We start from the raw sequence: 23,180 nt of genomic DNA, 5'->3' as shown, positions 1-23,180 counted from the left end.
CCTCAGATGCGGTCAGTTGCGGTTCGCAAAGCGGGCAAAGCAGGCATCGAGCTGCTGCACCCAGGCGGCCTGCTGCTGCGGGCTGGCGAACGTGGCTTCCAGGCTGTTGCGCGCCAGCTGGTAGGCGTGCTCGGCCCCCATGCCGGTGGCGGCAAACAGCTGCACATAGTTGTCGTTGACGTAGCCGCCGAAATAGGCCGGATCGTCGGAATTGACCATCACCTTCAGCCCCGCATCCAGCATGCGCGGCAGATTGTGCTGGGTCAGGTCGTCCACCACGCACAGCTTCAGGTTGGACAGCGGGCACACGGTCAGCGGAATGCCGCGGTCGACCAGGTGCTGCATCAGTGCAGCGTCTTTTTCCGATTGCACGCCGTGGTCGATACGCTCCACGGCCAGCGCATTGAGCGCACCCCACACATAGGCGGGCGGCCCCTCTTCCCCGGCATGGGCCACCAGCCGCAGACCCAGCTGCTTGGCACGGGCGAACACGCGGGTGAACTTTTCGGGCGGGTGACCGAGCTCGCTGCTGTCCAGCCCGACACCGATGAACTGGTCGCGGAACGGCAGGGCCGCTTCCAGCGTGGCAATGGCGTCTTCCTCGCTCAGATGCCGCAGAAAGCTCAGGATCAGTTCGGCGCTGATGCCCCATTGCGCATGCGCATCGCGGCAGGCCCGCGTCAGGCCGTGGATGATGGTGCCCATGGCCACGCCGCGTTCGGTGTGGGTCTGCGGGTCAAAGAAGATTTCGGCCCGCACCACGTTGTCCTGCACCGCGCGGCGCAGGTAGGCCATGGTCATGTCGTAGAAGTCTTCTTCCTGCAGCAGCACGCTGGCGCCAGCGTAGTAGATGTCCAGAAAACTCTGCAGGTCGGTGAAGGCGTAGGCGGCACGCAGCGCTTCCACATCGGCATAGGGCAGATCCACGCCATTGCGTTCTGCCAGGGCAAAGATCAGCTCGGGCTCGAGCGAGCCCTCGATGTGGATGTGCAGCTCCGCCTTGGGCATGGCGCGCAGCAACAGGGGCAGACGGGAAGTTTCCACGACGGGCACAGTATGCATTTCAATCCTCTATGGCGCTGCGCGCCGCTCTCAGACTGCGAATATGGCACGCCCAGGCGCAGGTGCAAGAACCGTGCGCAAAAAACCGTACGCCATCGCCGCCTGTACGCCGCCGGACCATGTCCGCTAGCCGCTCCGCAGCCAGGCGGTCATTCCCGGAGTGGCACAGGCCGCGATGGCGGCCCGGAGCGTGGTGGTGGAGGTCAGCACACGCCAAAGCTGACGCCGCTGGCTTTCAGGTAGCGGCGGTAGGCGGACGACATGCGGTCGGCGGCCGAATGCAGCTCGGCGCGCGGGTCCAGCGGCAACGGCTTGGGCAGCTGCGACTCCAGCACCGGCTGGTCCTGCGTGAAGATGGTGTGCTGGAATTGCTGCAGTTGGTCGTCGGTGGACTCGAAGTCGGCCACCGCCAGGCGGAACCAGACGCGGCTGGTGTCGGGCGTGACCGGGCAGATGAACAGGCCGATGGCTTCGTGCCAGCCCTGCTTGCTGCTGCCCTCTTCCGGGATCTTGGTCAGCAGCGCGGTGTAGGGTGCCGTCACTTCATAGGTGTATTCCACTTCGGCAGGCTTGGTGGAATGCAGGTTCGACTGGGGCTGCACGGCCTTGCAGCCGGTGGCCTTGACGCCGGTGGGCGTGGGTTCCACCTGGTAAGGCGCCATGGCCGTGGCATCGCGGCTGCCCAGCCAGCCTTCGTGCACAAAGCCGAAGTGCGACATGTCCAGGAAGTTCTCGATGATGCGTGGTGCGCTGGCTGCCACATCGTACGGGCCGCAGTTAAGCTTGCGCAGCTGGTCGTTGGCCTCCGCCTCGAACACCGGCAGCGGCACCTCGGCGCCTTCCGGCGCTTGCAGCTGCACCCAGACCAGGCCATAGGCTTCCTGCACATTGAAGGACTTGACGCAGTGCTGCGGTGGCGGCGTGAAACCGGGCACCGCCGGCACCTTCACGCACTGGCCGTTGTCGGCGAACTGCCAGCCATGGTAGGGGCACTCCAGGTTGCCTTCGTTGACCCGGCCCAGCGACAGGCGTGCGCCGCGGTGCGGGCAGCGGTCGACAAAGGCCTGTGCGCGACCGCTGGTGTCGCGCCAGAGCACCAGGTCCTGCTCCAGCAGCCGCACGGCCAGGGGAGCATCAATCACATCGTGGGAGAGGGCAAGCGGGTGCCACTGGTTTTTTTCCATCATGGGGCGCGATCATTCCAAACAAAAAGGCTGCCCGGAGGGCAGCCTTTGCATAACCGAGCAGTATTGACGGGCTTGATACCCGTCATAACGCCAGGCATATACCGCCTTACTTGGCGCCGGGAACCTTGCCTTCCACGCCCTTGACGTAGAAGTTGACGCCTTGCAGGAACGCGTCGTCGGCGGCCTTGTCGGCTGCCAGCACTTCCTTGCCGTCGTTGGAAGCGATCGGGCCCTTCCAGATCACGTACGTGCCTTCCTTCAGGCCCTTCTTGACTTCTTCCACCTTGGCCTTGGCTTCGGCAGGCACGTCTTCGGCGATGGACACCAGATCGATGGCGCCTTCCTTCACACCCCACCAGCTGCTGCCCGTGGCCCAGGTGTTGTTCAGCACGTCGTTGACGGCCTTGGAGTAGTAAGGCGCCCAGTTGATGATGGACGAACCCAGGTGGGCCTTGGGACCGTAGGCGGTCATGTCCGAATCCCAGCCGAAGGCACGGATGCCCTTTTCTTCGGCGGTCTTCAGCACGGCGGGCGAATCGGTGTTCTGGAACAGGATGTCGGCGCCGCCGTTGATCAGGCTGGTGGCAGCTTCGGTTTCCTTGGGGGGGCTGAACCATTCATTGACCCAGACCACCTTGGTCTTGACCTTGGGGTTCACGCTCTGCGCGCCCAGCGTGAAGCTGTTGATGTTGCGGATCACTTCGGGGATGGGCACGGAGCCCACGATGCCCAGGGTGTTGGACTTGGTCATCGAGCCGGCGATGATGCCGGCCAGGTAGGCACCTTCGTAGGTGCGGCTGTCATAGGTGCGCACGTTCTCGGCGGTCTTGTAGCCGGTGGCGTGTTCCCACTTCACGTCCTTGAAGTCGCCGGACAGCTTCTGGATGCTGTCCATGTAGCCGAAGGTGGTGCCGAAGACCATCTTGTTGCCCTGAGAGGCCAGGTCGCGCAGCACGCGCTCGGCGTCCGGACCTTCGGGCACGCTTTCCACGAAGGAGGTCTGGATCTTGTCGCCGAATTCGGCTTCCAGCTTCTTGCGGGCCTGGTCGTGCGCGAACGTCCAGCCGCCGTCACCCACCGGGCCGACGTAGGCGAAACCGATCTTCAGCGGCTCGGCCTTGGCGGCGGGTGCAGGTTCGGCAGCGGGAGCGGCCGGTGCCGGCTCTTCCTTCTTGCCGCAGCCAGCCAACACGGCCGCTGCCACAGCGGACATGGCCGCCATCTTGAACAAAGAGCGTTTCTTCAGGTCTGTCATGGATATTCCTTCTGGAGGAAAAAAGAGGTGATTTGCGACACGCACGCACAGTGCCCGTGCCGGTCGGCGGGGTGCACTATGTTTGCACAGTTCCGGCGCAGATTCTGCCTGCGATCCATCGCCTTGCCGCACTGTGCCTGTGGCACAACGCTGCAGGCGACGTTCGTCCAGCGGGCATGTTACACATGCAAAAACCGCACCATGGCGCGGTGCCGGCTGCAGACGACTGCGCACCGCATGCAAAAGGCCTCCCGAAGGAGGCCTGCATCAGGGGCTTGCGGGCCCGTGCTTATTTGCCGCCTGCGCCCGGCACCTTGCCTTCCACGCCATTGACGTAGAAGTTGATGCCACGCAGGAAGCCGTCATCGGCCACCTGGCCGGCGGCCAGCACTTCCTTGCCGGTGTTGTCCTTGATGGGACCGGTCCAGACGGCGAAGCTGCCGTCCTTCATGCCGACCTTGGCCTTTTCGACCTTGTCCTTGATGTCCTGGGGCACCTGGTCGGCGATCTTCACCAGATCCATCGCGCCTTCCTTGACGCCCCACCAGTAGTTGCCACCCTGCCAGTTGCCGGCCAGCGTGTCTTCCACCACCTTGGTGTAGTAAGGCGTCCAGTTGATCACGGCCGAGCCCAGGTGGGCCTTGGGCGCGAAGGCGCTCATGTCGCCGTCCTTGCCGAAGGCATAGGCACCGCGCTCTTCGGCGGTCTTGAGCACGGCGGGCGAATTGGTGTTCTGGTACATCACGTCCACACCGCCGTTGAGCAGGCTGGTGGCGGCTTCCGATTCCTTGGGCGGGCTGAACCATTCGTTCACCCACACCACCTTGGCCTTGATCGAGGGATCGATGGCCTGGGCGCCCAGCACAAAGCTGTTGATGTTGCGCACCACTTCGGGGATGGGTACCGAAGCCACCACACCCACGGTCTTGGTCTTGGTCATGGCACCGGCCACCAGACCGGCCAGGTAGGCACCTTCGAAGGTCTTGCTGTCGTACACGGCGACGTTGTCGGCCTGCTTGTAGCCGGTGGCGTGCTCGAACTTCACGTCCTTCAGATCGGCGGCTGCCTTCTGCACGAATTCCTGGTAGCCGAAGCTGGTCGCGAAGATCAGCTTGTTGCCCTGGCCGGCCATGTCGCGCATCACGCGTTCGGCATCGGCCGATTCGGGCACGCTTTCCACCATGGCGGTTTCGATCTTGTCGCCGAACTTGTCCTGAATCGCCTTGCGCGCCAGCTCGTGCTGGAAGGTCCAGCCGCCATCGCCGATGGGGCTGACGTACATGAAACCGACCTTCAGCTTGTCGGCCGCCGGTGCCTGGGCAGCAGGGGCAGCGGCCGCAGCCGGTGCTTCTTCCTTCTTGCCGCAGGCCGTCAGGGCCGCCACGGACACGGCCGACAGGCCGATCATCTTGAGCAAAGTGCGCTTGCGCAGTGCGTTCATGCGAGTGTTCCTCTGGTGGGAGTTCTGTGAAAAAGGGGAATCTGGCCTCAGGAGCCGGGATAGAACGGCTTGCCGAGGGAAGCCGGCATATTCGCGCGGATCCAGGCCGGATTGCGCGAGATGATAACCAGCACCACGATGGTGGCCAGATAAGGCAGCATGGACAGCAGCTGGCTGGCCACCTGCACGCCCGTGGCCTGCAGGTGGAATTGCAGCATGGTCACGCCGCCGAACAGGTAGGCGCCCAGCAGCACGCGGGCCGGCCGCCAGGTGGCGAAGGTGGTCAGCGCCAGGGCAATCCAGCCACGGCCCGCAACCATGCCTTCGACCCACAGCGGGGTGTAGACCGTGGAGATGTAGGCCCCTGCCAGACCGCACAGCGCGCCGCCGGCCATCACGGCCGCCAGACGGATGGGACGCACGGCATAGCCGATGGCGTGTGCCGACTCGGGCGACTCGCCCACGGCACGCAGCACCAGCCCGGCGCGCGAGCGGTACAGGAAAGCGATCAGCGCCAGTGCCAGCAACACGGTGATGTAGACCAGCGGATGCAGCTTGAACAGTGCCGGGCCGATGACCGGGATGTCCGACAGCAGCGGAATGGCGTACTTCGGCAGCTCGGGCAGCTTGGCCTGCACATAGGCCTGGCCGGCAAAGGCCGAGAAGCCGGTGCCGAACAGGCTCAGCGCCAGACCGGTGGCGTACTGGTTGGTGTTCAACCAGATCACCAGCACCCCGAACAGGCCGGCCAGCAGCGCGCCCGCCGCCATGCCGGCGGCAAAGCCGATCCAGGTGCTGCCGGTGTGCACCACCGCGGCAAAACCCGCCAGGGCGGCGCACAGCATCATGCCTTCGGCCCCCAGGTTGACAATGCCGGCTTTTTCATTGATCAGCAGACCCAGGGCAGCCAGCGCCAGCACGGTGCCGGCGCTCAGTGTGGAACCCAGTAGCAGTGCGTAAGCGTCCATCACTGGCCTCCTTTCGCTGCGCCCTTGGATGCCGACACCCAGCGCAGGCGGTAGGCGATCAGGGTGTCGCATGCCAGCAGCGTGAACAGCAGCAGACCCTGGAAGACGCCGGTCAAAGACTTGGGCAGGCCCAGACGCGACTGCGCCAGCTCACCACCGATATAGAACATGCTCATGAGAATGGCAGAGAAGATCATGCCCACCGGGTGCAGGCGCCCCACGAAGGCCACGATGATGGCGGCAAAGCCGTAACCGGCCGGCACATACGGGGTAAGCTGGCCGATGGGGCCCGCCACTTCCAGCGCGCCCGCCAGGCCGGCGCAGCCGCCCGAGATCAGCAGCGCCGTCCACAGCGCGCGGCGCGAGGAGAAGCCGGCATAGCGCGCCGCCGCCGGGGCCAGACCGCCCACCTGCTGGGCAAAGCCCAGCTTGGTACGGAACAGGAAGACCCACAGCAGGGCCGAGCCGAGCAAGGCCAGCAGCGTACCGATGTGCAGGCGCGTGCCTTCGATCAGCTTAGGAATCTGCGTGACCCGCTCGAACATCTTGCTCTGCGGGAAGTTGTAGCCCATGGGGTCCTTCCAGGGACCATAGACCAGATAGCCCAGCACCAGGGTGCCCACATAGACCAGCATCAGGCTGACCAGGATTTCGTTGGCGTTGAACCTGTCGCGCAGCAAGGCCACGATGCCCGCCCACACCATGCCGCCGAGCACGCCCGCCAGCAGGATCACCGGAACAATCCAGGGACCGGTGGTCTTGTCGGCCAGCAAGGCCACACCACCAGCCGCCACGGCGCCGATCACGAACTGTCCTTCGGCGCCGATGTTCCACACATTGGAGCGGAAGCACACCGCCAGGCCCAGCGCGATCAGCAGCAGCGGCGTGGCCTTCATGGCCACCTCACCCATGGCGTAGGTGGTCTTCAGCGGCTCCCAGAAGAAGGCCTGCAGCCCCTTGACCGGGTCCTTGCCCAACAACATGAACAGGACGATGCCGATCAGCACCGTGATGGCCAGCGCCAGCAAGGGCGAGCCATAGGTCCACCAGCGCGAAGCCTGGGGACGTTGTTCCAGCTTGATCATGCCTGCCCCCCTGTCCCGGCCTGGCGCTCGCTGCGTGCCAGGTGCTGCTGCACCTCGGCATGCCACAGGCCGCTCATCCATTCGCCAATCTTCTGCACCGAGGCATCGGCCCGGTCCACGGAAGGGCTCAGGCGCCCCTTGGCCACCACGTGCAGGCGGTCGCTGATTTCAAACAATTCGTCCAACTCCTCGCTGAGCACCAGCACGGCGCAGCCCGCGTCCCGCAGCGCCAGCATCGCCCCCCGGATCTGCGCTGCCGCGCCCACGTCCACCCCCCAGGTGGGCTGGGAGACGATGAGCAGCCTGGGCTTGGCATCGATCTCGCGGCCCACGATGAATTTCTGCAGATTGCCGCCCGACAGCGACTTGGCCGCTGCATTCGGCCCGCCGGCCTTCACGCCGAAGCGGCGGATGATATCGGCCGCATGCGCCTGCAACTGGCCCATGCGCAACCAGCCGCCGGAGCCGACGGCGTCACTGCGGGTCAGCAGCAGGTTGTGCGCCAGCCCCATGGTGGGGACAGCGCCCCGGCCCAGGCGTTCTTCCGGCACGAAATGCAGGCCCAGCGCACGGCGCTGGCGCGGGCCCATGCGGCCTGCGTCCTGGCCCAGCACCTGCACCATGGCCGGCGCGGCGCGGGTGTCTTCGCCGGACAGGGCGTACAGCAGCTCTTTCTGGCCGTTGCCGGACACGCCGGCAATGCCCACCACTTCACCGGCGCGCACTTGCAGCCCGATGTCGATCAGGTCCACGCCGAACTGGTCGGTCTTGCCCAGGCTCAGCCCTTGCACCTTCAGCACCACGTCGCCGGTCTTTGGCGCCTGGCGTTGCAGCGCCGGTGGCTCCGAGCCGATCATCAGGCGCGACAGCGAGGCATTGCTCTCGTTCTGCGGGTTGCACACGCCGGTGACCACACCGCCGCGCAGCACGGTGCAGGCGGAGCACAGCTCACGGATTTCGTGCAGCTTGTGGCTGATATAGAGAATGGAGCAGCCTTCGGATGCCAGTTTTTTCAGCACCACAAACAGCTTTTCCACCGCCTGGGGCGTCAGCACCGAAGTCGGCTCGTCCAGAATCAGCAGGCGCGGGTTGGTCAGCAGGGCGCGGATGATTTCCACGCGCTGCATCTCGCCCACCGACAGGGTGTGGACCGGGCGCAGCGGATCGATGTCCATGCCGTATTCGCTGCCCACTTCGGTGATGCGGCGCGTCACGTCGGCCAGCGGCATGCCCTTGTCCAGGCCCAGCCAGACGTTTTCGGCCACGGTGAGCGTGTCGAACAGGCTGAAATGCTGGAACACCATGGCGATGCCCAGTTGCCGCGCTTCCTGCGGGTTGCGGATGGACACGGGTTTGCCGTCGAAGTGCACGGCACCCTCGTCGGGTTTGACCGTGCCATAGATGATCTTCATCAGCGTGGACTTGCCAGCGCCGTTTTCACCCAGCACAGCATGCACTTCGCCTGGCTGCACCGTCAGCGACACCCCACTGTTGGCCACCACGGCCGGGTATCGTTTGGTAATGCCCACCAGCTGCAAACGCGGTGGTGCGACACCGGGCGTGGGGGTTGTATCGGGGGGATTCATGCCGGGATTTTCTCTCAGATTGTTTCTGTCACTGGGATGAATTGGGGTTAACCGCTGACTGCTACTGGGCTATACGCTATCATTTGGAGAGCATCAAAGCCACGTCTTTCACCGCCTCTCGCAGCCAGATGGCCGCTGCCGAATGGTGGGTGCGGGCATGCCACAGCTGGTAGTACGTCAGTCGTGGTAGGGGCACCGGACACGGCAGTATCTGCAACGGCAGCCGCGGCACAAAGCGCTCACAGAACTGGCGGCCGGTGGTCAGCACCAGCAGGCTGCCGGCCACGATGTCGGGCATCAGGCTGAAATGGGCGCAGCGCGCCGTGATGTTGCGCTGCAGGCCCAGCTGTTCGAGCTGCAGGTCGATCACGCCCCGTGCGCCCGGGTAGGTGGGCATGGGGGCAATGTGCTCGGCCTCCAGCCAGGCGGACTCGTCCCAGCCCCGGCGCACGGCCGGGTGGCGGTTGCTGACCAGACACACCACCTCGTCGTCGAACAGGGGGCTCTGGTGCAGCTCCATCGGGGGTGCCGGCCAGTTACCGATCACCACATCCACCTCGCCCTGGGCCAGTTGGGCCTGGTAGTGCACCTCGTGGCTGAGCGCCATCACCTCCACCGGGCAGCCCGGGGCCTGGGCCTTCAGATAGGCCACCAGCTGGGGCAGGAACAACGGATCCAGGTAGTCGCTGGCCGCGATGCGGAACGTGCGGCTGGCCTGGGCCGGGTCAAAGCTGCGCGCCTGCGAGAACAGCCCTTCGGCCGCACGCAGGATAGCGGCCGCAGGCTCGATCATGTGCAGCGCCGCATCGGTGGGCTGCATGGCCGCGCCGGAACGCACCAGCAGCGGATCGCCCGCCAGCTCCCGCAGCCGGCGCAGCGCAGTGGACACCGCCGGCTGCGACATGCCCAGGCGCACCGCCGCCCGCGAGACATTGCGCTCCACCAGCACCGTGTGCAGCACACGGATCAGGTGCAGGTCAATCTTGTCAAACAGGGCTTGCTCGCGCATGGAAGCTGGAAATGCGAAAAAGGGAACGGGTTACGGATGTGTAAAAGCTGCTGCGCAGTATGCATGGGCGGCGCAGGCCCGCAGCCCCGGGGAAGTCCCGCCCACGGACCACCGCCCCGGGCGGGGTGTACGCCATGCAATTGCAATGCCAGGCCACCCGCAGGGCGGCCTGCGCCGGGTCCTCAGTGCTGCTGCACCGCCTCCCCGGTCATGACGGCCTCGTCCAGCTTGGCCTGCCAGTACGCCAGGCGCGCATTGTGGCGGGCCATGATGGCGGCGTCGATCTCTTCCTTGTGGATGTCGGAGAAATCCTCCAGCTCCGACACCAGCGATGCCATGCGCTGCTCCAGCCGCTCCACCTCGTCGGCCAGCAGCTCGGCCTCGGTCTTTTCGGTACGGAAGGGGTTGGACAACGCGTTCAGGAAGCTGCTGCCCTTGGTCTGCTCGATGGTCGTGACCGCCTTCTTGGCCTGTTCGTACAGGTTCTGCATGGTCTGGAACTCGGCCATGCGCTCGTTGAAGCGCTCGCTCAGCACCTGCTTGAGCCTGGCCTCTGCCTGCAAATAGTCTTCATGGCGCAGCCGCACCTCCATGCTGCGGGCCTTGTGCTCGGCCCGGGTCAGCGGCCCTTCGATGCGAAACAGGCCGGCAAACACCAGCAGCGCTGCCATGCCATACCACAGCAGCCAGTCCACCGGCACCTGGAAACCGCCCCACACCAGCAGCGCCGTGCCCGCCAGTGCCAAGGTGTAGATGACCTGGCTCTCATAGCGGACCGCGCGGGGCAGCGGAATCGGCGCGAGCTTGACCACCGCATGCATGCGCAGCGGGGCGTTGGCTTCAGGCAGCTTCAGCTTGGCCAATCTCTCCTTCGCTTCCTCCACATCGAATGTGGGCATGGGGGACGTTGCAGCCTCCACAGCAGGAGCGGCGGACCAGAACTTCAGGGCGTTCTTGGCTCGTCGGAAAAAGGAGGGCAGCTTCATGGGGCGGCAGGCACGCACAGACAGGTCATCACTCCCAAGTCTACCAAGCGCGGGCGGCCGGCGGTTCACGTATATCCCCTGCTTGCGCATCGAAAACGGCACAAGGATTGCTTGCAATGCTCCCAAGTTTGAAGCTCTGGCTATCTGTACGCCTGGATGCCGCACATACGTTCTGACATATGCAAGTGCCCTGGCACTGGCGTACCCTGCTTTCCTATGCGGCCTATGCCCACGAGGACCACCGAAAAAATGACCACCCGCACCATCCAATTCCTGCGCAGGGGCCAGCCGGTCACCTTGCACGACATCCCGCCCGACCGCACGCTGCTGGAGGTGCTGCGCGAAGACCTGCACTGCACCGGCACCAAGGAAGGCTGCGGCGAAGGCGACTGCGGTGCCTGCACCGTGGTGCTGGGCGAGCGCATGCAGCAGGCCGGGGAAGACCCGGTGCTGCAGCTGCGCGCCATCAACAGCTGCATCCGCCTGGCGCACTCCGTGGACGGCCTGGCCCTGTGGACGGTGGAAGACCTGGCCCGCGATCCGCTGATAGCCCATGCAGCCGGCCACCCGCTGCACCCGGCGCAAGAGGCCATGGTGCAGTGCCATGGCTCGCAATGCGGCTTCTGCACCCCCGGCTTCGTGATGAGCCTGTTCGGTCTGTACGAGAACCACACCCTGCAGGGTGCCCCGGTGGACCGCACCCAGGCGCAGGAGGCACTGTCCGGCAATCTGTGCCGCTGCACCGGCTACCGCCCCATCCTGGAGGCAGCCCAGCAGATGGGGGATCTGCCCCCGGCCCCCTTGAACCAGTCCGCGGTGCTGCAAAAGCTGGAACAGCTGCAGCGCGCGCGCACAGCCGCAGACAGTGATTCCGCCTACCAGTCCCCGACCGATGTGCAGGAACTGCTCCGGCTGCGCGCCGCCCAGCCGCAGGCCCAGGTGGTGGCGGGCTGTACCGACGTGGGCCTGTGGGTGACCAAGCAGCACAAGCGCTTCCCCGCCGTGCTGGACCTGACCCGGGTGACCACCCTGCGCCAGATCACACGGCAAGACGGCCTGCTGCAGATTGGCGCCGCCGCCACACTGACCGAGGCCTTTGCCGCCCTGGAACAGCACTACCCCGAGCTGCACCGCTTTGCCGCCCGCTTTGCCGGCCTGCCGGTGCGCAACAGCGGCACGCTGGGCGGCAATGTGGCCAATGGCTCGCCCATTGGCGACTCCATGCCGCTGCTGATCGCACTGAACGCCCAGGTCGTGCTGGCCAGCGTGCGGGGCGAACGCAGCCTGCCGCTGGAAAACCTGTACACCGGCTACCGCCAGAACGTGATGGCGGCGGACGAGCTGCTGGTGCGCATTGACGTGCCCCTGCACGCCACCCAGGCCACGGCACAGGCGGGAGACCTGCACCTGCTGCGCGCCTACAAGGTCAGCAAACGCCAGGACGATGACATTTCCGCGGTCTGCCTGGTGCTGCGCGTGGCCGTGCAAGGCGGCATCGTCACCGAAGCCACGATCGGCGCCGGTGGGGTGGCCGCCACCCCGGTGCGCGCCACCCAGGCCGAAGCCGCACTGCACGGCCAGCCCTGGAATGCCGCCACGGCGCAGGCTGCGGCCGCTGCGCTGCAGGCCCAGTTCAGCCCGATTTCCGACATGCGCGCCAGCGGCGCCTACCGCCGCCAGCTGCTGGCCAGCCTGGTGACGCGTTTCTGGAACGAAAGCCAAGGCCACCGCGCCACCACCCTGGAACAGATTGCCGTGGAGGTTCTGCCATGAACGCCCCCCATGAAGCCGCACTGACGGCAGCCACCGCCCAGGCCGTGGGCCAGTCCGCCTTCCACGAAAGTGCCGTCGCCCAGATGAAGGGCGAAGCCCAGTATGTGGACGATGTGCCCGAAGTGCGCGGCACGCTCTATGCGGCCCCCATCCTGAGTCAGGTCGCCCACGGCCAGCTGCACGGGGTGGATGCCAGCGCTGCCCTGGCCCTGCCCGGGGTGCGCGGCGTGGTGCTGGCCGCCGACATTCCTGGCGACCCCATCCTGGCAGCCTTCGGCCATGACGAGCCCATCTTTGCCCAGGACACGGTGCAGCATATCGGCCAGGTGATCGGCCTGGTCGTGGCCGACAGCGTGATGGCCGCCCGCCGCGCCGCGCGCAAGGTGCAGTGCGATATCACACCCCTGCCCGCCCTCCTGAACGTGCACGACGCCCACCGGGCCCAAAGCTATGTGCTGCCCCCGGTACATGTGAAGCGTGGCGATGCGGCGGCCGGCCTGGCCCGTGCCGGTCACCGGCTGCAAGGTGCGCTGGAAGTCGGGGGGCAGGAGCATTTCTATCTGGAAGGCCAGATCGCCTACGCCCTGCCGATGGAGCAGGATCAGTGGTGGATCTACTCCAGCACCCAGCACCCGGGCGAGGTGCAGCACTGGGTGGCCCATGCCCTGGACATCGGCAACCACGCCGTCACCGTGCAGTGCCGGCGCATGGGCGGCGGCTTTGGCGGCAAGGAGACCCAGTCCGGCCATCTGGCCGTGTGGGCCACGCTGGCGGCACGCAAGTTCAACGCCCCGGTCAAGCTGCGGCTGGACCGGGACGACGACTTCATGGTCACCGGCAAGCGCCACCCGTTTGCCTACCACTGGGATGTGGGCTTTGACGATACGGGCCGCATCACCGGCCTGCAGCTGGAGATGCTGGCCAACTGCGGCTTTTCCGCCGACCTGTCCGGCCCCGTGGCTGACCGCGCCATCTTTCACGCGGACAACGCCTATTTCCTGTCGGACGTATCCATCAGTTCCTACCGCTGCAAGCTCCACACGCAAAGCCACACGGCGTTTCGCGGGTTTGGTGGGCCGCAGGGGGTGATCGTCATCGAAACCATCCTCGGCGACATTGCCCGTACCCTGGGCCTGGATGCCCTGGCCGTGCGCCGCCGCAATTACTACGACGCGAACCCCGCCGCCGGCCGTGACGTGACGCACTACCAGATGCGGGTGGAAGACAACATCCTGCTACCCATCACCCACAAGCTGGAGCAGTCTGCGCGCTACCAGCAAAGGCTGGAAGCGATTGCGGACTGGAATGCAAGCAACGACGTGATCCAGCGCGGCATTGCCATCACACCGGTCAAGTTCGGCATCAGCTTCACCGCCACGCTGTTCAACCAGGCTGGGGCCCTGGTCCATGTCTACACCGACGGCACGGTGCAGGTGAACCATGGCGGCACCGAAATGGGACAGGGCCTGCACACCAAGGTGGCCCAGATCGTGGCCGACGAGCTGGGCGTGCCGCTGGCCCAGGTCAAGGTGACCGCCAGCGACACCAGCAAGGTGCCCAATGCCAGCGCGACCGCCGCCAGCAGCGGCACCGACCTGAACGGCCGTGCCGCCCAGTACGCCGCGCGGAGCGTGCGCGACAACCTGGCCGCCTTCGTGGCCGGGCTGGACCACTGCGGCGCGGGCGCCGTCGGCTTTGCCGGCGGCGTGGTCCGCACGCCCAAGGGCGAGCGCGCCTTCACCGACGTGGTGCAGGCCGCCTATGCCAACCGCATCCAGCTGTGGAGCGATGGTTTCTACCGCACGCCCAAGATCCATTACGACAAGACCACGCTGACCGGCCGACCCTTCTACTACTTTGCCTATGGCGCGGCCTGCACCGAAGTGGCCGTCGACACGCTGACCGGCGAATCCAAGGTGCTGGCCATCGACGTGCTGTACGACGCCGGTCGCAGCATCAACCCGGCCATCGACATCGGCCAGGTGGAAGGCGGCTTCATCCAGGGCATGGGCTGGCTGACCACCGAGCAGCTGGTGTGGAACGACAAGGGCCAGCTGACCACGCATGCGCCCAGCACCTACAAGATTCCGGCGACCGGCGATGTGCCAGCCCATTTCAAGGTGGAACTGTTCGAGGAACCCAACCACGAGGACAACGTGGGCGGCAGCAAGGCCGTGGGCGAGCCGCCCTTCATGCTGGCCATCAGCGTGTACGAGGCGCTGCGCCACGCCATCGGCAGCCACCATGCCAAGCAGGGCCATGCCCATGCACCGGTGCAGCTGGAAGCACCGGCCACGGCGGAGCATGTGCTGAACGCACTCCAATCCCGGTCCACCTGAGCGCGGCACGTGCACCCCAGGCGCTGCGGAAGCGCCTGGGCGCCAGGGCAACCGGTCAGCTGATGTCAATCGACAGACCGCGCTCTCCTGCCTGAGGGGGCTTCACTGCCGGAACACCCTGCGGCAGGCGGGCCTGCACCGCCCGCCCCTGGCCGCTGCGCTTGGCCTCGCGGCAGGCAGCTTCCACAGTGCGCAGCAGCTGGTCGGACTCCAGATCGGCGGCATCGGTCCACAGCCAGCCCACGCTCAGCCCCAGCACAAAACGCTGGCCGGCATAGTGGGGGGCCCATTCCTGCACCGCCGCGCACAGGCGCCAGGCCAGGGTTTGCACGGCCGCTTCGGTGTCGGCCGGGTGCAGCCACAGCACAAAGGCATCGGCCCCCACCCGCGCCGCCAGGCCGTGGGCGCCCTGTTCGCGCTGCAGCAGCCACGCCACCTGCCGCAGCACCTCGTCCCCTGCCGCCCGCCCGGCCGTGGCATTGAGGATGGTGAAATAGTCCACATCCAGCCACAGCAGCGCCTGGCCCTGTGGCTCCTGGGGCGGTGCTGCACACCAGGACTGCAGCTGCATCTGGAGCGTGTACTGGTTGGCCAGACCGGTTCCCGCATCGTACGCATCCTGCCAGCGTGCCAGCCGCCGCTGCTGGCGTGGCACTTCGGCATCGTCCAGCAGCCACAGATTGCCCAGGGCAGGCAGCTGCATGGACTGGCCTTGCACCTGCAGCCAGCGCGTAAGGCCGGGCTGGAGCTTCCACGGCACCTCGCCCTGGACATGGCCGAAGCTGGCCAGGCTGTCGCTCGCCCGCACAACCCATTGCCGCAGCCCCGGCTGGTTGTGCAGCAGCTGGTGCAGGTGCAGGCCTTGCAACGATTTGGCGTCGCGCCCCAGCAGCGCCGCCGCACGACGCGAAACGTAGAGCAGCACTTCCCCCTGCTCCCACACGGCGCCACCGGGCATGGCCTCCAACAGCTGGACCACAGCGGCTTCCATGCTGCCGGCCTGCTGCTGGCTGCGGTGCAGATCCTGCTCCAGCGCCTGCCAGTGTTCCCGCAGGTGCGAGGCCTCATCCAGCGCCAGCGGTGACAGCGCCTCCTGCGCTGCAAGCGGCGGCACCGGCACAGCGCTGTCCGGCATGCGTCCACCGGGCTGGACCGGCGCGGCCAGGGGGCGCAAGGCCTGCACCTCGGCCCGCCGTCGCGTGCCCTGGCGCAGCAGGCCCACCAGCGGGCGGCTGAGCCACCACAGCACCCCCAGCAAGGCCAGCGCCACGGCCACCGCCGTGGCCACCAGCGCCAGCCATTGCCAGGGCGAGAGCCGCTGCATGCCCAGCAGGCGCGGGGACAGATCACGCACCGCCACCACCTGCCAGCGTGGCAGCGGCATGCCCACCCGCGTGACCAGCAGGTGGCCCCACTGCTGGCTGTCGGCATTGGCGGTGCTGCTGGAAGACAGGGCCGCCCATTGCGCGTCGCTCACCCCCAGCGCAGCCTGGACGCGGCCCGCTGCGGGTACGGCCGGGGCTGCGGCGTCCAGGGAGGCCGCCGTGTCGCCCCGCTTCTGCGGTGCCCACCGGGAATCGGCCAGCAGCAGGCCCTCCTGGTCCACCAGCAGCCAGCGCTGCGTCGGCGCGTCTTCCTCGGGCTGGGGCAGCAGACTGGGCAGGCCCATGCGCACCAGGCCGGCCAGTGCACCCCGCACGGCACCGCCGGCCTGGCGCAGCGGCACGGTCAGCACCAGGCCCAGCTGGGGCGTGGCGCCTTCGACCGCTGCCTCCACCGTGATGTGGGTGACCTGGGGTTTGCCGTCCGACAACGTGCGGCGCAGCGCATCGCGCAGCGCACTGCCGCCCGCCGGCGTGCCGCCCGAGGGAGCATAGGACACCATGCTGCCGTCGCTGGCCGTCATCACCAGGGTGTCGAAGATGCCGGCATAGCCCGCGTCTTCCCGCAGCAGCAGCTCCAGCAGATAGGGGGTGTCGAGCATGCTGGAATGGATGCCCTGGCCCATGGACTGCAGCACGCGCTGGTAGGACTCGATGCGCACCCCCAGCGTGCGCGCGGTGAAGCCGGCCACCATTTCCTGTTGTCGGCGCTCGTCGCGCAGGGTCTGGGCATCGGAATAATGGGCCAGCAGCCCCAGGCACAGCATGCAGGCCAGCAGCAGACTGGCCACCGCCACCAGCCCCCAGGAGCGCACCAGCGGACCCGGCCACCAGGCCAGAGGCTCGGTCGCTGTCGTACGGCGCATAGTTGGCCAGCGCCAACCGCCGCCAGAAGATGGTGGCAATGTAGACATGGGCGTTCGCTGCAACAGAGCACCCACTATAGGAAAGCCACGGCGCCCCCGATTGCAGGAGGAACCCTTGGTATGCGACCGGTTTACCCTGAGAGGGTCAGACCTCAGCCGCCCGCCACCACCTGCAAGGCCGTGGGATGGGGCAGGTTCAGCACATTACCGGTGCCCGCAATCAGGCCGTGCTCGCGCAGGTGGCGCAGCACGCGCGAGAAGGTCTCGGGTGCAATGCCCAGCTGGGCGGCAATCAGGCGCTTGCGCTGGTGCAAGGTGACGCGCATGGTGCCGTTGTCGGCATGCTGGGCATGGCGCAGCAGCCACTGGGCGCAACGGGCTTCGGCATCCTGGGCCAGACGGCTGACCGCAGTTTCCGTCTGCTGGCAATAGCCCTGGGCCATGTCCCGCACCAGCGACTGCACCGAACCGGGCAGCGCCGAGATCCCCTGGCGGAACTCCAGCAGCGACACGCGCCGCAGCCGCACCCGGGAGTCGGCCACCATGTCCACACAGCAGGGCTGTCCGGTCAGCACGAAGGCGGCATCCAGCCAGGCCGGGCCTTCGACCACCCCGAGCTGGTGGCGCATCTGTCCCTCATCGCGCACGCCCAGCAGGACCCGGCCGCTGTCGATGTACAGGACCTCATTGGGGTGTTCGTGCCGCTGGCGCAGCAGCTGCCCTGCAGAGACCACCTCGGCCTGGGCGAACGGGTCGAAAGTCGGAATGTGGAACATGGCCCGGACTGTGCCGTGGCCGGCTGCTGCGGGTGTTGAGGAAGGTCAAATGATGTGTGCGCCTGCGCGGAATGCCGTCCCGGCGGTATGCCCTGCAGGCCTCCCCCTGGCTTCATCCCGGTGCAGTCTGTAGCGAAAGCCGTCCGGCGGCAATTTCCAGGGTCCAGCCCCCCGGCCTCCACAGCCGGCCATGAAAAAGCCCGCAGGCCTTGCGGGCTGCGGGCTGGGGGGGAATCGAAGAAGCGCTTACCGGACGGCGGCACCGCTTTCAAACCACTGCTTGAAGCTGCTGCGCTCTTCGTCGCTCAGGGCACCCGGGTTGCCGAACGGCATTTTGCGCAGCTGCACCACCTGGGTGTAGATCTGCTGGGCGTGGCTCTTGATCTCTTCGGCCGTGTCGAACTTCACGTTCTTCTGCGCGATGGTGTTGGCGCTGTGGCAGACCATGCAGTGCTTTTGCATGATGGCGTGCACATTCTCATAGCTGCCCACCGGGGCCTGGGGCGCTGCGCTGGCGGCGGGGGACGGATCGGCCGCAGCCGGTGCCGCCGGCTGCTCGCCCTGCATCACCACCTGGCCAACCGGCGCGATGTTGGCGGCGGCGGGCGCAGGCTGCGGTGCGGGCTTGAGCCAGATGGCGGTGCCGATCAGCACCGCCACGCCCACGGCAGCGTACTTCCAGGGATGGGGGTTGCGGCCCAGCTTGTAGCCGTGGCGCATCACGAAGAACTGGCGGATGGCTGCACCGGCGAACATCATCAGAATCAGCACCAGCCAGTTCTGCGGGTGGCTGTGCAGCCAGCCATAGTGGTTGGACAGCATGGCGAACAGCACCGGCAGCGTGAAATAGGTGTTGTGCACGCTGCGCTGCTTGCCGCGCTTGCCGTGGATGGGGTCCACGGGCTTGCCGGCCTTCAGGTCGGCCACCACGGTGCGCTGGCCGGGAATGATCCAGAAGAACACGTTGGCGCTCATCGAGGTGGCAATCATCGCCCCCATCAGCAGGAAGGCCGCCTGACCGGGGAAGATGTGGCAGGCCAGATAGGCCGCAATGCACACCAGCACCAGCACCAGGCCGCCGACGATGGCATCGCCATTGGGCTTCTGGCCGAAGATGCGGCAGATGCCGTCATACAGCAGCCAGAACACCACCAGAAAGGCCAGCGCCGCCACGATGGCCATGTTGCTGGACATGATGGGGTTGGCCGGGTTCACTAGGTAGATGTTGGCGTTCCACAGATAGGACACCGTCAGCAGCGCAAAGCCCGAAAGCCAGGTGGTGTAGCTCTCCCAGAAGAACCAGTGCAAGTGGTCAGGCAGCTTGGGCGGGGACACCGCGAACTTTACCGGGTGGTAGAAGCCTCCGCCGTGCACGGCCCAGAGTTCGCCGCTGACGCCCTGCTTCTTCAGGTCCTCATCGACCGGCGGCGTCAGGCTGCTGTCGAGGAAGACAAAGTAAAACGAGGAACCGACCCAGGCAATTGCGGTGATGACGTGCAGCCACCGCAGCAGCAGGTTGGCCCAGTCGAGAATGTAGCTTTCCATAGCTCTCAACCCTGGCGGCGTGGGGGCCGCCTTGTGTGATCAACCTGCCCACCACTGCGGAGGCTCTGGGCAGAAGAAATGGTCGCGCACCATGGCAGAACGCCGGAGCACCGCTGCGACCAGTTTTTGTGAACACAAAGTGTATGCAATTTCTGCGCCGCCTTGCGAAAAAACACCGCCGCAGCCCCCCGTGCAAACCCTGAATGCAGCACGGCACTACCGATGCACAGTCCATGCCCGGCCCGCCCGCGCCTCAGCTCGGCTCCAGGGCGCGGGTCTGCATCAGCTGCGCGGCAATCGCCACGGCAATCACTTCGGGCTCCTTGCCGGCGATGCCGGGGATGCCCACCGGGCACTGCACGGCGTCCACGGCCGCGGCATCGAAGCCGCGCTCCAGCAGCCGGCGGCGGAAACTGGCCCATTTGCTGGCGCTGCCGATCAGGCCCACAAAAGGCAGGTCGCCCGCGTCGCGCTGGCGTGCCAGGCAGGCGGCGGTGATGTCCCAGTCTTCCACATGGCTGTGGGTAAGGATGACCACCCGGCTGTCAGCGGGCAGGTCGGCCACGGCATCCTGCACCGGGTCGGACTGCACCAGCGTGGTGCAGTCATCGGCCACCGCGCTGTCCGGCCACAGACCGGGGCGGCTGTCCACCCAGACCATGCTGCAGGGCAGGCGCTGCAGCGCCGCCACCAGCGCCTGGCCCACATGGCCGGCACCGAACACCGCCACCGGCAGGCGCTGGGCCTGGCACAGTTGCAGCGACGGTAGATCCTGCACCCCGACCACCCGGTACGCCAGGTGCACCACACCACCGCAGCACTGGCCCAGGCTGGGGCCCAGCGCATAGCGCTGCACACCGGGCGGCTGCCGCCCGGCCAGCACCTGCTGGGCATGGGCCATGGCCTGGTATTCCAGGTGGCCGCCGCCAATGCTGCCCACCAGGCCGTGCAGGCTGCCCGGCGCCAGTCCGACAGGCACGGCCATCCAGGCCCCCACCTCGCGCGGGGCGGAACCCTGCACCTGCTGCACCTGCACCAGGCACACCGGGCCGTGGGCCACTGCGGCCTGCAGCTGTGTCCATGCATCGCGCACCGTCATAAAGAATCTGCCCTTGTCTGCCTGTGTGATGGGAATGCCATGGTGCCAGCGAATCGGCACCGTGTGCGCCATTCGTGCGCCCTGCACCCATGCACATTGCTTGCCAGCAGGGGCTGCGGTTTCAGGATACGCTTGGCACCATGGCTGAATCCTCTTCCTCCAACCCCTCTTCTGCCCGCCCCGGCCGCCACTGGTTGTGGCGCGGCATGGCCGCCGCCGTGACGGCGCTGCTGGCCGCCTGCGGCTCCACCCCACCGTCCACGCCCTCGGGTGCGGGAGCCTCCAGCCCCACGGCGGTGCGCGAATACCGCCAGGACGCGGCCCGGCATATCTATGCCCGCAACCAGCACCGCATCTACCAGGGCAAGCTGCCCCCGATGCTGTATGCGATCGGCGTGCTGGAAGTCGAGCTGGACCGCAATGGCGGCGTGCGCCGCCTGCACTGGCTGCGCGCGCCCACCCATGCGCCCGAGGTGGTGGCCGAGATCGAGCGCACCGTGCGCGCCGCAGCACCTTTCCCCAACCCCACCGGCATGCGCGGCAAGCTCAGCTACACCGACACCTGGCTGTGGGACAAGTCCGGGCGCTTCCAGCTGGACACGCTCAGTGAAGGCCAGCGGGGAGAATAATTCCCCGAAGGCGGCCTGCCCTTTCCCCTGGTGCATGCCGCCGCGCTGCGCAGTCGCAACTGCTGCGGCCCCGCAGGCTCCCGATCAGGAGCCGCGGTAGGTGGAGTAGCTCCAGGGGCTGACCAGCAGCGGCACGTGGTAGTGCTGGTCGGCATGGGCCACACCGAAGTCCAGGCTGACCTGGTTCAGGAAATTGGGCTCGGGCAGCTGCACGCCCCTGGCCTTGAAGTAGCCGGCCACATCGAACGTCAGGCGGTAAGTCCCGACCTGCAGGCTGGCGTTGTCGAACAGCGGCGCATCCGTGCGGCCATCGTGGTTCAGCGTCAGCGTCTTGAGCAAGGTGGCGCTGTCGCCCTGTGTGGCAAACAGCTTGACCTGCATGCCGGCAGCCGGGCCGCCATGCATGGTGTCCAGAACGTGGGTACTCAGGCCCATAGGGATAACTCCTTAAAAGCGGGTGGCAACGCGCCATCTCCTGTCCACCAAAAGTGTATACAATTTTTGCACCAGATCGCATCGAGATGAACCCCATGCAATCCTCTTCCACCAGCACCATTGCCGACGCGCTGACCCGCGCCATCGTCGAACACAAGCTGCTGCCAGGCACCAAGCTGGCCGAGCAGAAGCTGGCCGACCACTTCGGTGTCTCGCGCACGCTGGTGCGCCAGGCGCTGTTCCAGCTGTCGCAAAACCGCCTGGTCACGCTGGAGCCGGCACGCGGCGCCTTTGTGGCCACCCCTTCGGTGGACGAGGCCAAGCAGGTCTTCGCCGTGCGCGCCATGCTGGAGAGCGAGATGACCCGCGCCTTTGTGCAGCAGGTCACGCCCGGGCAGATCCAGTCGCTGCAGGCCCATATCGCCGCCGAGAAAAAAGCCATGGACCGCAACGACGTGGGCCAGCGCACCGAGTTGCTGGGCGACTTTCACGTGGTCATGGCCGAACTGATGGGCAACCAGGTGCTGGCCCAGCTGCTGGGCGATCTGATCTCGCGCTGCGCGCTGATCACGCTGATGTACCAGAGCACCAGCGCCGCCGAACACTCGCACGAGGAGCATGCCGCCATCGTCGCCGCCCTGGCTGAAAAAGATGAAACCACGGCCGTGCGGCTGATGCAGGAACATCTTTTGCACGTGGAAGCCGGTCTGACCTTCGACCGCGAGCTGCCCACCAGCGACCTGTCGATGGCACTGTCCTCCGTTGCCCTCTGATTGATCCAGGAACCTTCCATGACTTACGACGCCACCTCCCCCTATCCCCGCGACCTGGTCGGCTACGGCCGCCACCTGCCCCAGCCCCAGTGGCCCGGCAAGGCGCGCGTGGCCGTGCAGTTCGTGCTGAACTACGAGGAAGGTGGCGAGAACCACGTGCTGCATGGCGACCCGGCCAGCGAGCAGTTCCTGTCCGAAATGTTCAACCCGGCCGCCTACCCGGCGCGCCACATGAGCATGGATGGCATCTACGAATACGGCTCGCGTGCCGGTGTCTGGCGCATCCTGCGCGAATTCGAAAAACGCGGCCTGCCGCTGACCGTGTTCGGCGTGGCCACCGCACTGCAAAAGCACCGCGAACTGGCCCAGGCCTTTGCCGATCTGGGCCATGAAGTGGCCTGCCACGGCCTGAAGTGGATCCACTACCAGAACGTTCCCGACGAGGTCGAGCGCGCCCACATGGTGCAGTGCCTGGAGATTTTCGAAGAGCTCTACGGCCACGACGGCGACCACGGCCTGGGCTGGTACACCGGCCGCGACAGCCCCAACAGCCACCGCCTGGTGGCCGACGCCGGCCGCTTCAGCTATGACAGCGATTACTACGGCGACGACCTGCCGTTCTGGATGACGATCGAGAAGACCGATGGTGCCAAGCACAACCAGCTGATCGTGCCCTACACGCTGGACGTGAACGACATGCGCTTTGCCCTGCCCCAGGGCTACTCGCACGCCGATCCCTTCTTCCAGTACATGAAGGACAGCTTCGACACCCTGTACGCCGAGGGTGATCCGGCCGGCGAGAACGCGCCCAAGATGATGAGCATCGGCATGCACTGCCGCCTGCTGGGTCGCCCCGGCCGCATCACCGCGCTGCAGCGCTTTCTGGACCATGTCCAAAGCCACAGCGATGTCTGGGTGTGCCGCCGCATCGACCTGGCCCGCCACTGGGCGCAGCGCTTTCCCGCGCCCGCCCTGTAAGAGGAT

The 23,180-nt window shown here is 66.5% G+C and carries 19 protein-coding genes; 5 read left to right on the top strand and 14 right to left on the bottom strand.

The genetic code is table 11. The features are described from left to right. Positions 1–12 precede the first annotated feature (12 nt). The 9 genes from B3349_RS17665 to B3349_RS17625 all read right to left on the bottom strand — a co-directional run bounded on the left by B3349_RS17665 (position 13) and on the right by B3349_RS17625 (position 10,579). Entirely contained in the window at positions 13–1,062 is a 1,050-nt protein-coding gene (locus B3349_RS17665; protein WP_291590696.1) for an adenosine deaminase, read from the bottom strand. Between the two features lie 203 nt (positions 1,063–1,265). After that, on the bottom strand, positions 1,266–2,249 hold the full coding sequence (locus tag B3349_RS17660; RefSeq protein WP_291590695.1) for an aromatic ring-hydroxylating dioxygenase subunit alpha: 984 nt from the start codon (positions 2,247–2,249) through the stop codon (positions 1,266–1,268). A 106-nt stretch (positions 2,250–2,355) separates the two neighbouring features. Next, positions 2,356–3,504: a BMP family ABC transporter substrate-binding protein gene (locus B3349_RS17655; RefSeq protein ID WP_291590694.1), complete on the bottom strand. Its 1,149-nt coding sequence runs from the start codon at positions 3,502–3,504 to the stop codon at positions 2,356–2,358. A gap of 289 nt (positions 3,505–3,793) precedes the next feature. After that, positions 3,794–4,945 carry a BMP family ABC transporter substrate-binding protein gene (locus B3349_RS17650; protein WP_291590693.1) on the bottom strand — a complete coding sequence of 384 codons (1,152 nt, stop codon included), beginning with the start codon at positions 4,943–4,945 and terminating at the stop codon, positions 3,794–3,796. 47 nt (positions 4,946–4,992) lie between these two features. Further along, positions 4,993–5,913: an ABC transporter permease gene (locus tag B3349_RS17645; RefSeq protein ID WP_066536647.1), complete on the bottom strand. Its 921-nt coding sequence runs from the start codon at positions 5,911–5,913 to the stop codon at positions 4,993–4,995. Beyond that, positions 5,913–6,998, bottom strand: a complete 1,086-nt coding sequence (locus B3349_RS17640) for an ABC transporter permease (protein WP_291590691.1) — start codon at positions 6,996–6,998, stop codon at positions 5,913–5,915. Before B3349_RS17640 ends, B3349_RS17645 begins: the two co-directional genes overlap by 1 nt. Beyond that, a complete protein-coding gene (locus B3349_RS17635) occupies positions 6,995–8,584 on the bottom strand; it encodes an ABC transporter ATP-binding protein (protein WP_291590689.1) in 1,590 nt (529 codons plus the stop codon). The genes B3349_RS17640 and B3349_RS17635 overlap by 4 nt, the downstream gene beginning before the upstream one ends. 79 nt (positions 8,585–8,663) lie before the next feature. Beyond that, positions 8,664–9,593 (bottom strand): LysR family transcriptional regulator, encoded by a 930-nt coding sequence (locus tag B3349_RS17630; protein WP_291590687.1) that lies wholly within the window; start codon positions 9,591–9,593, stop codon positions 8,664–8,666. A gap of 182 nt (positions 9,594–9,775) precedes the next feature. Continuing rightward, positions 9,776–10,579, bottom strand: coding sequence for a hypothetical protein (locus tag B3349_RS17625; RefSeq protein ID WP_291590686.1), 804 nt, complete (start codon positions 10,577–10,579; stop codon positions 9,776–9,778). A gap of 249 nt (positions 10,580–10,828) precedes the next feature. Here B3349_RS17625 and xdhA point away from each other — a divergent pair, with 249 nt between their 5' ends. Both xdhA and xdhB read left to right on the top strand, forming a co-directional pair. Continuing rightward, positions 10,829–12,352 (top strand): xanthine dehydrogenase small subunit, encoded by a 1,524-nt coding sequence (xdhA, locus tag B3349_RS17620; protein ID WP_291590684.1) that lies wholly within the window; start codon positions 10,829–10,831, stop codon positions 12,350–12,352. After that, positions 12,349–14,691 (top strand): xanthine dehydrogenase molybdopterin binding subunit, encoded by a 2,343-nt coding sequence (gene xdhB, locus B3349_RS17615; protein ID WP_291590682.1) that lies wholly within the window; start codon positions 12,349–12,351, stop codon positions 14,689–14,691. Before xdhA ends, xdhB begins: the two co-directional genes overlap by 4 nt. A 55-nt stretch (positions 14,692–14,746) precedes the next feature. Here the strand turns inward: xdhB and B3349_RS17610 are convergent, their stop codons facing one another. From B3349_RS17610 to xdhC, 4 genes are all read right to left on the bottom strand, one after another. After that, positions 14,747–16,939, bottom strand: a complete 2,193-nt coding sequence (locus B3349_RS17610; protein ID WP_291590680.1) for a sensor domain-containing diguanylate cyclase — start codon at positions 16,937–16,939, stop codon at positions 14,747–14,749. A 152-nt stretch (positions 16,940–17,091) separates the two neighbouring features. After that, positions 17,092–17,715, bottom strand: a complete 624-nt coding sequence (locus B3349_RS17605) for a Crp/Fnr family transcriptional regulator (protein ID WP_066536675.1) — start codon at positions 17,713–17,715, stop codon at positions 17,092–17,094. 246 nt (positions 17,716–17,961) lie between these two features. Further along, positions 17,962–19,260 carry a urate hydroxylase PuuD gene (locus tag B3349_RS17600; protein ID WP_291590677.1) on the bottom strand — a complete coding sequence of 433 codons (1,299 nt, stop codon included), beginning with the start codon at positions 19,258–19,260 and terminating at the stop codon, positions 17,962–17,964. Between the two features lie 253 nt (positions 19,261–19,513). Continuing rightward, positions 19,514–20,359 carry a xanthine dehydrogenase accessory protein XdhC gene (gene xdhC / locus B3349_RS17595; protein ID WP_291590676.1) on the bottom strand — a complete coding sequence of 282 codons (846 nt, stop codon included), beginning with the start codon at positions 20,357–20,359 and terminating at the stop codon, positions 19,514–19,516. Positions 20,360–20,499: 140 nt separating this feature from the next. Between xdhC and B3349_RS17590 the strand changes: the two genes are divergently transcribed. Next, entirely contained in the window at positions 20,500–20,988 is a 489-nt protein-coding gene (locus tag B3349_RS17590; protein ID WP_291590674.1) for a hypothetical protein, read from the top strand. An 84-nt stretch (positions 20,989–21,072) separates the two neighbouring features. Here B3349_RS17590 and uraH read toward each other — a convergent pair whose 3' ends face one another. Next, a complete protein-coding gene (uraH, locus tag B3349_RS17585; RefSeq protein WP_066536681.1) occupies positions 21,073–21,423 on the bottom strand; it encodes a hydroxyisourate hydrolase in 351 nt (116 codons plus the stop codon). A gap of 95 nt (positions 21,424–21,518) precedes the next feature. On the opposite strand from uraH, the gene B3349_RS17580 reads away from it, so the two are divergent. Beyond that, positions 21,519–22,196, top strand: coding sequence for a GntR family transcriptional regulator (locus B3349_RS17580; protein WP_291590673.1), 678 nt, complete (start codon positions 21,519–21,521; stop codon positions 22,194–22,196). An 18-nt stretch (positions 22,197–22,214) separates the two neighbouring features. Further along, entirely contained in the window at positions 22,215–23,174 is a 960-nt protein-coding gene (gene puuE / locus B3349_RS17575) for an allantoinase PuuE (protein WP_291590672.1), read from the top strand. Positions 23,175–23,180: the final 6 nt, after the last annotated feature.

Source organism: Comamonas sp. UBA7528 (assembly GCF_002479375.1).
GTDB lineage: Bacteria > Pseudomonadota > Gammaproteobacteria > Burkholderiales > Burkholderiaceae_C > Comamonas.
The sequence above is the reverse complement of the archived record's forward strand: the minus strand, read 5'-3'. Positions and strand labels throughout refer to the sequence as shown.

Coding starts and splice junctions, on each gene's coding strand:
- puuE (WP_291590672.1), top strand. CDS start 22,215: ATGACTTACGACGCCACCTCCCCCTATCCCCGCGACCTGGTCGGCTAC.
- xdhB (WP_291590682.1), top strand. CDS start 12,349: ATGAACGCCCCCCATGAAGCCGCACTGACGGCAGCCACCGCCCAGGCC.
- B3349_RS17590 (WP_291590674.1), top strand. CDS start 20,500: ATGGCTGAATCCTCTTCCTCCAACCCCTCTTCTGCCCGCCCCGGCCGC.
- B3349_RS17645 (WP_066536647.1), bottom strand. CDS start 5,913: ATGGACGCTTACGCACTGCTACTGGGTTCCACACTGAGCGCCGGCACC.
- xdhC (WP_291590676.1), bottom strand. CDS start 20,359: ATGACGGTGCGCGATGCATGGACACAGCTGCAGGCCGCAGTGGCCCAC.
- B3349_RS17605 (WP_066536675.1), bottom strand. CDS start 17,715: ATGTTCCACATTCCGACTTTCGACCCGTTCGCCCAGGCCGAGGTGGTC.
- xdhA (WP_291590684.1), top strand. CDS start 10,829: ATGACCACCCGCACCATCCAATTCCTGCGCAGGGGCCAGCCGGTCACC.
- B3349_RS17650 (WP_291590693.1), bottom strand. CDS start 4,945: ATGAACGCACTGCGCAAGCGCACTTTGCTCAAGATGATCGGCCTGTCG.
- B3349_RS17630 (WP_291590687.1), bottom strand. CDS start 9,593: ATGCGCGAGCAAGCCCTGTTTGACAAGATTGACCTGCACCTGATCCGT.
- B3349_RS17580 (WP_291590673.1), top strand. CDS start 21,519: ATGCAATCCTCTTCCACCAGCACCATTGCCGACGCGCTGACCCGCGCC.
- B3349_RS17655 (WP_291590694.1), bottom strand. CDS start 3,504: ATGACAGACCTGAAGAAACGCTCTTTGTTCAAGATGGCGGCCATGTCC.
- B3349_RS17665 (WP_291590696.1), bottom strand. CDS start 1,062: ATGCATACTGTGCCCGTCGTGGAAACTTCCCGTCTGCCCCTGTTGCTG.
- uraH (WP_066536681.1), bottom strand. CDS start 21,423: ATGGGCCTGAGTACCCACGTTCTGGACACCATGCATGGCGGCCCGGCT.
- B3349_RS17635 (WP_291590689.1), bottom strand. CDS start 8,584: ATGAATCCCCCCGATACAACCCCCACGCCCGGTGTCGCACCACCGCGT.
- B3349_RS17600 (WP_291590677.1), bottom strand. CDS start 19,260: ATGGAAAGCTACATTCTCGACTGGGCCAACCTGCTGCTGCGGTGGCTG.
- B3349_RS17625 (WP_291590686.1), bottom strand. CDS start 10,579: ATGAAGCTGCCCTCCTTTTTCCGACGAGCCAAGAACGCCCTGAAGTTC.
- B3349_RS17640 (WP_291590691.1), bottom strand. CDS start 6,998: ATGATCAAGCTGGAACAACGTCCCCAGGCTTCGCGCTGGTGGACCTAT.
- B3349_RS17610 (WP_291590680.1), bottom strand. CDS start 16,939: ATGCGCCGTACGACAGCGACCGAGCCTCTGGCCTGGTGGCCGGGTCCG.
- B3349_RS17660 (WP_291590695.1), bottom strand. CDS start 2,249: ATGATGGAAAAAAACCAGTGGCACCCGCTTGCCCTCTCCCACGATGTG.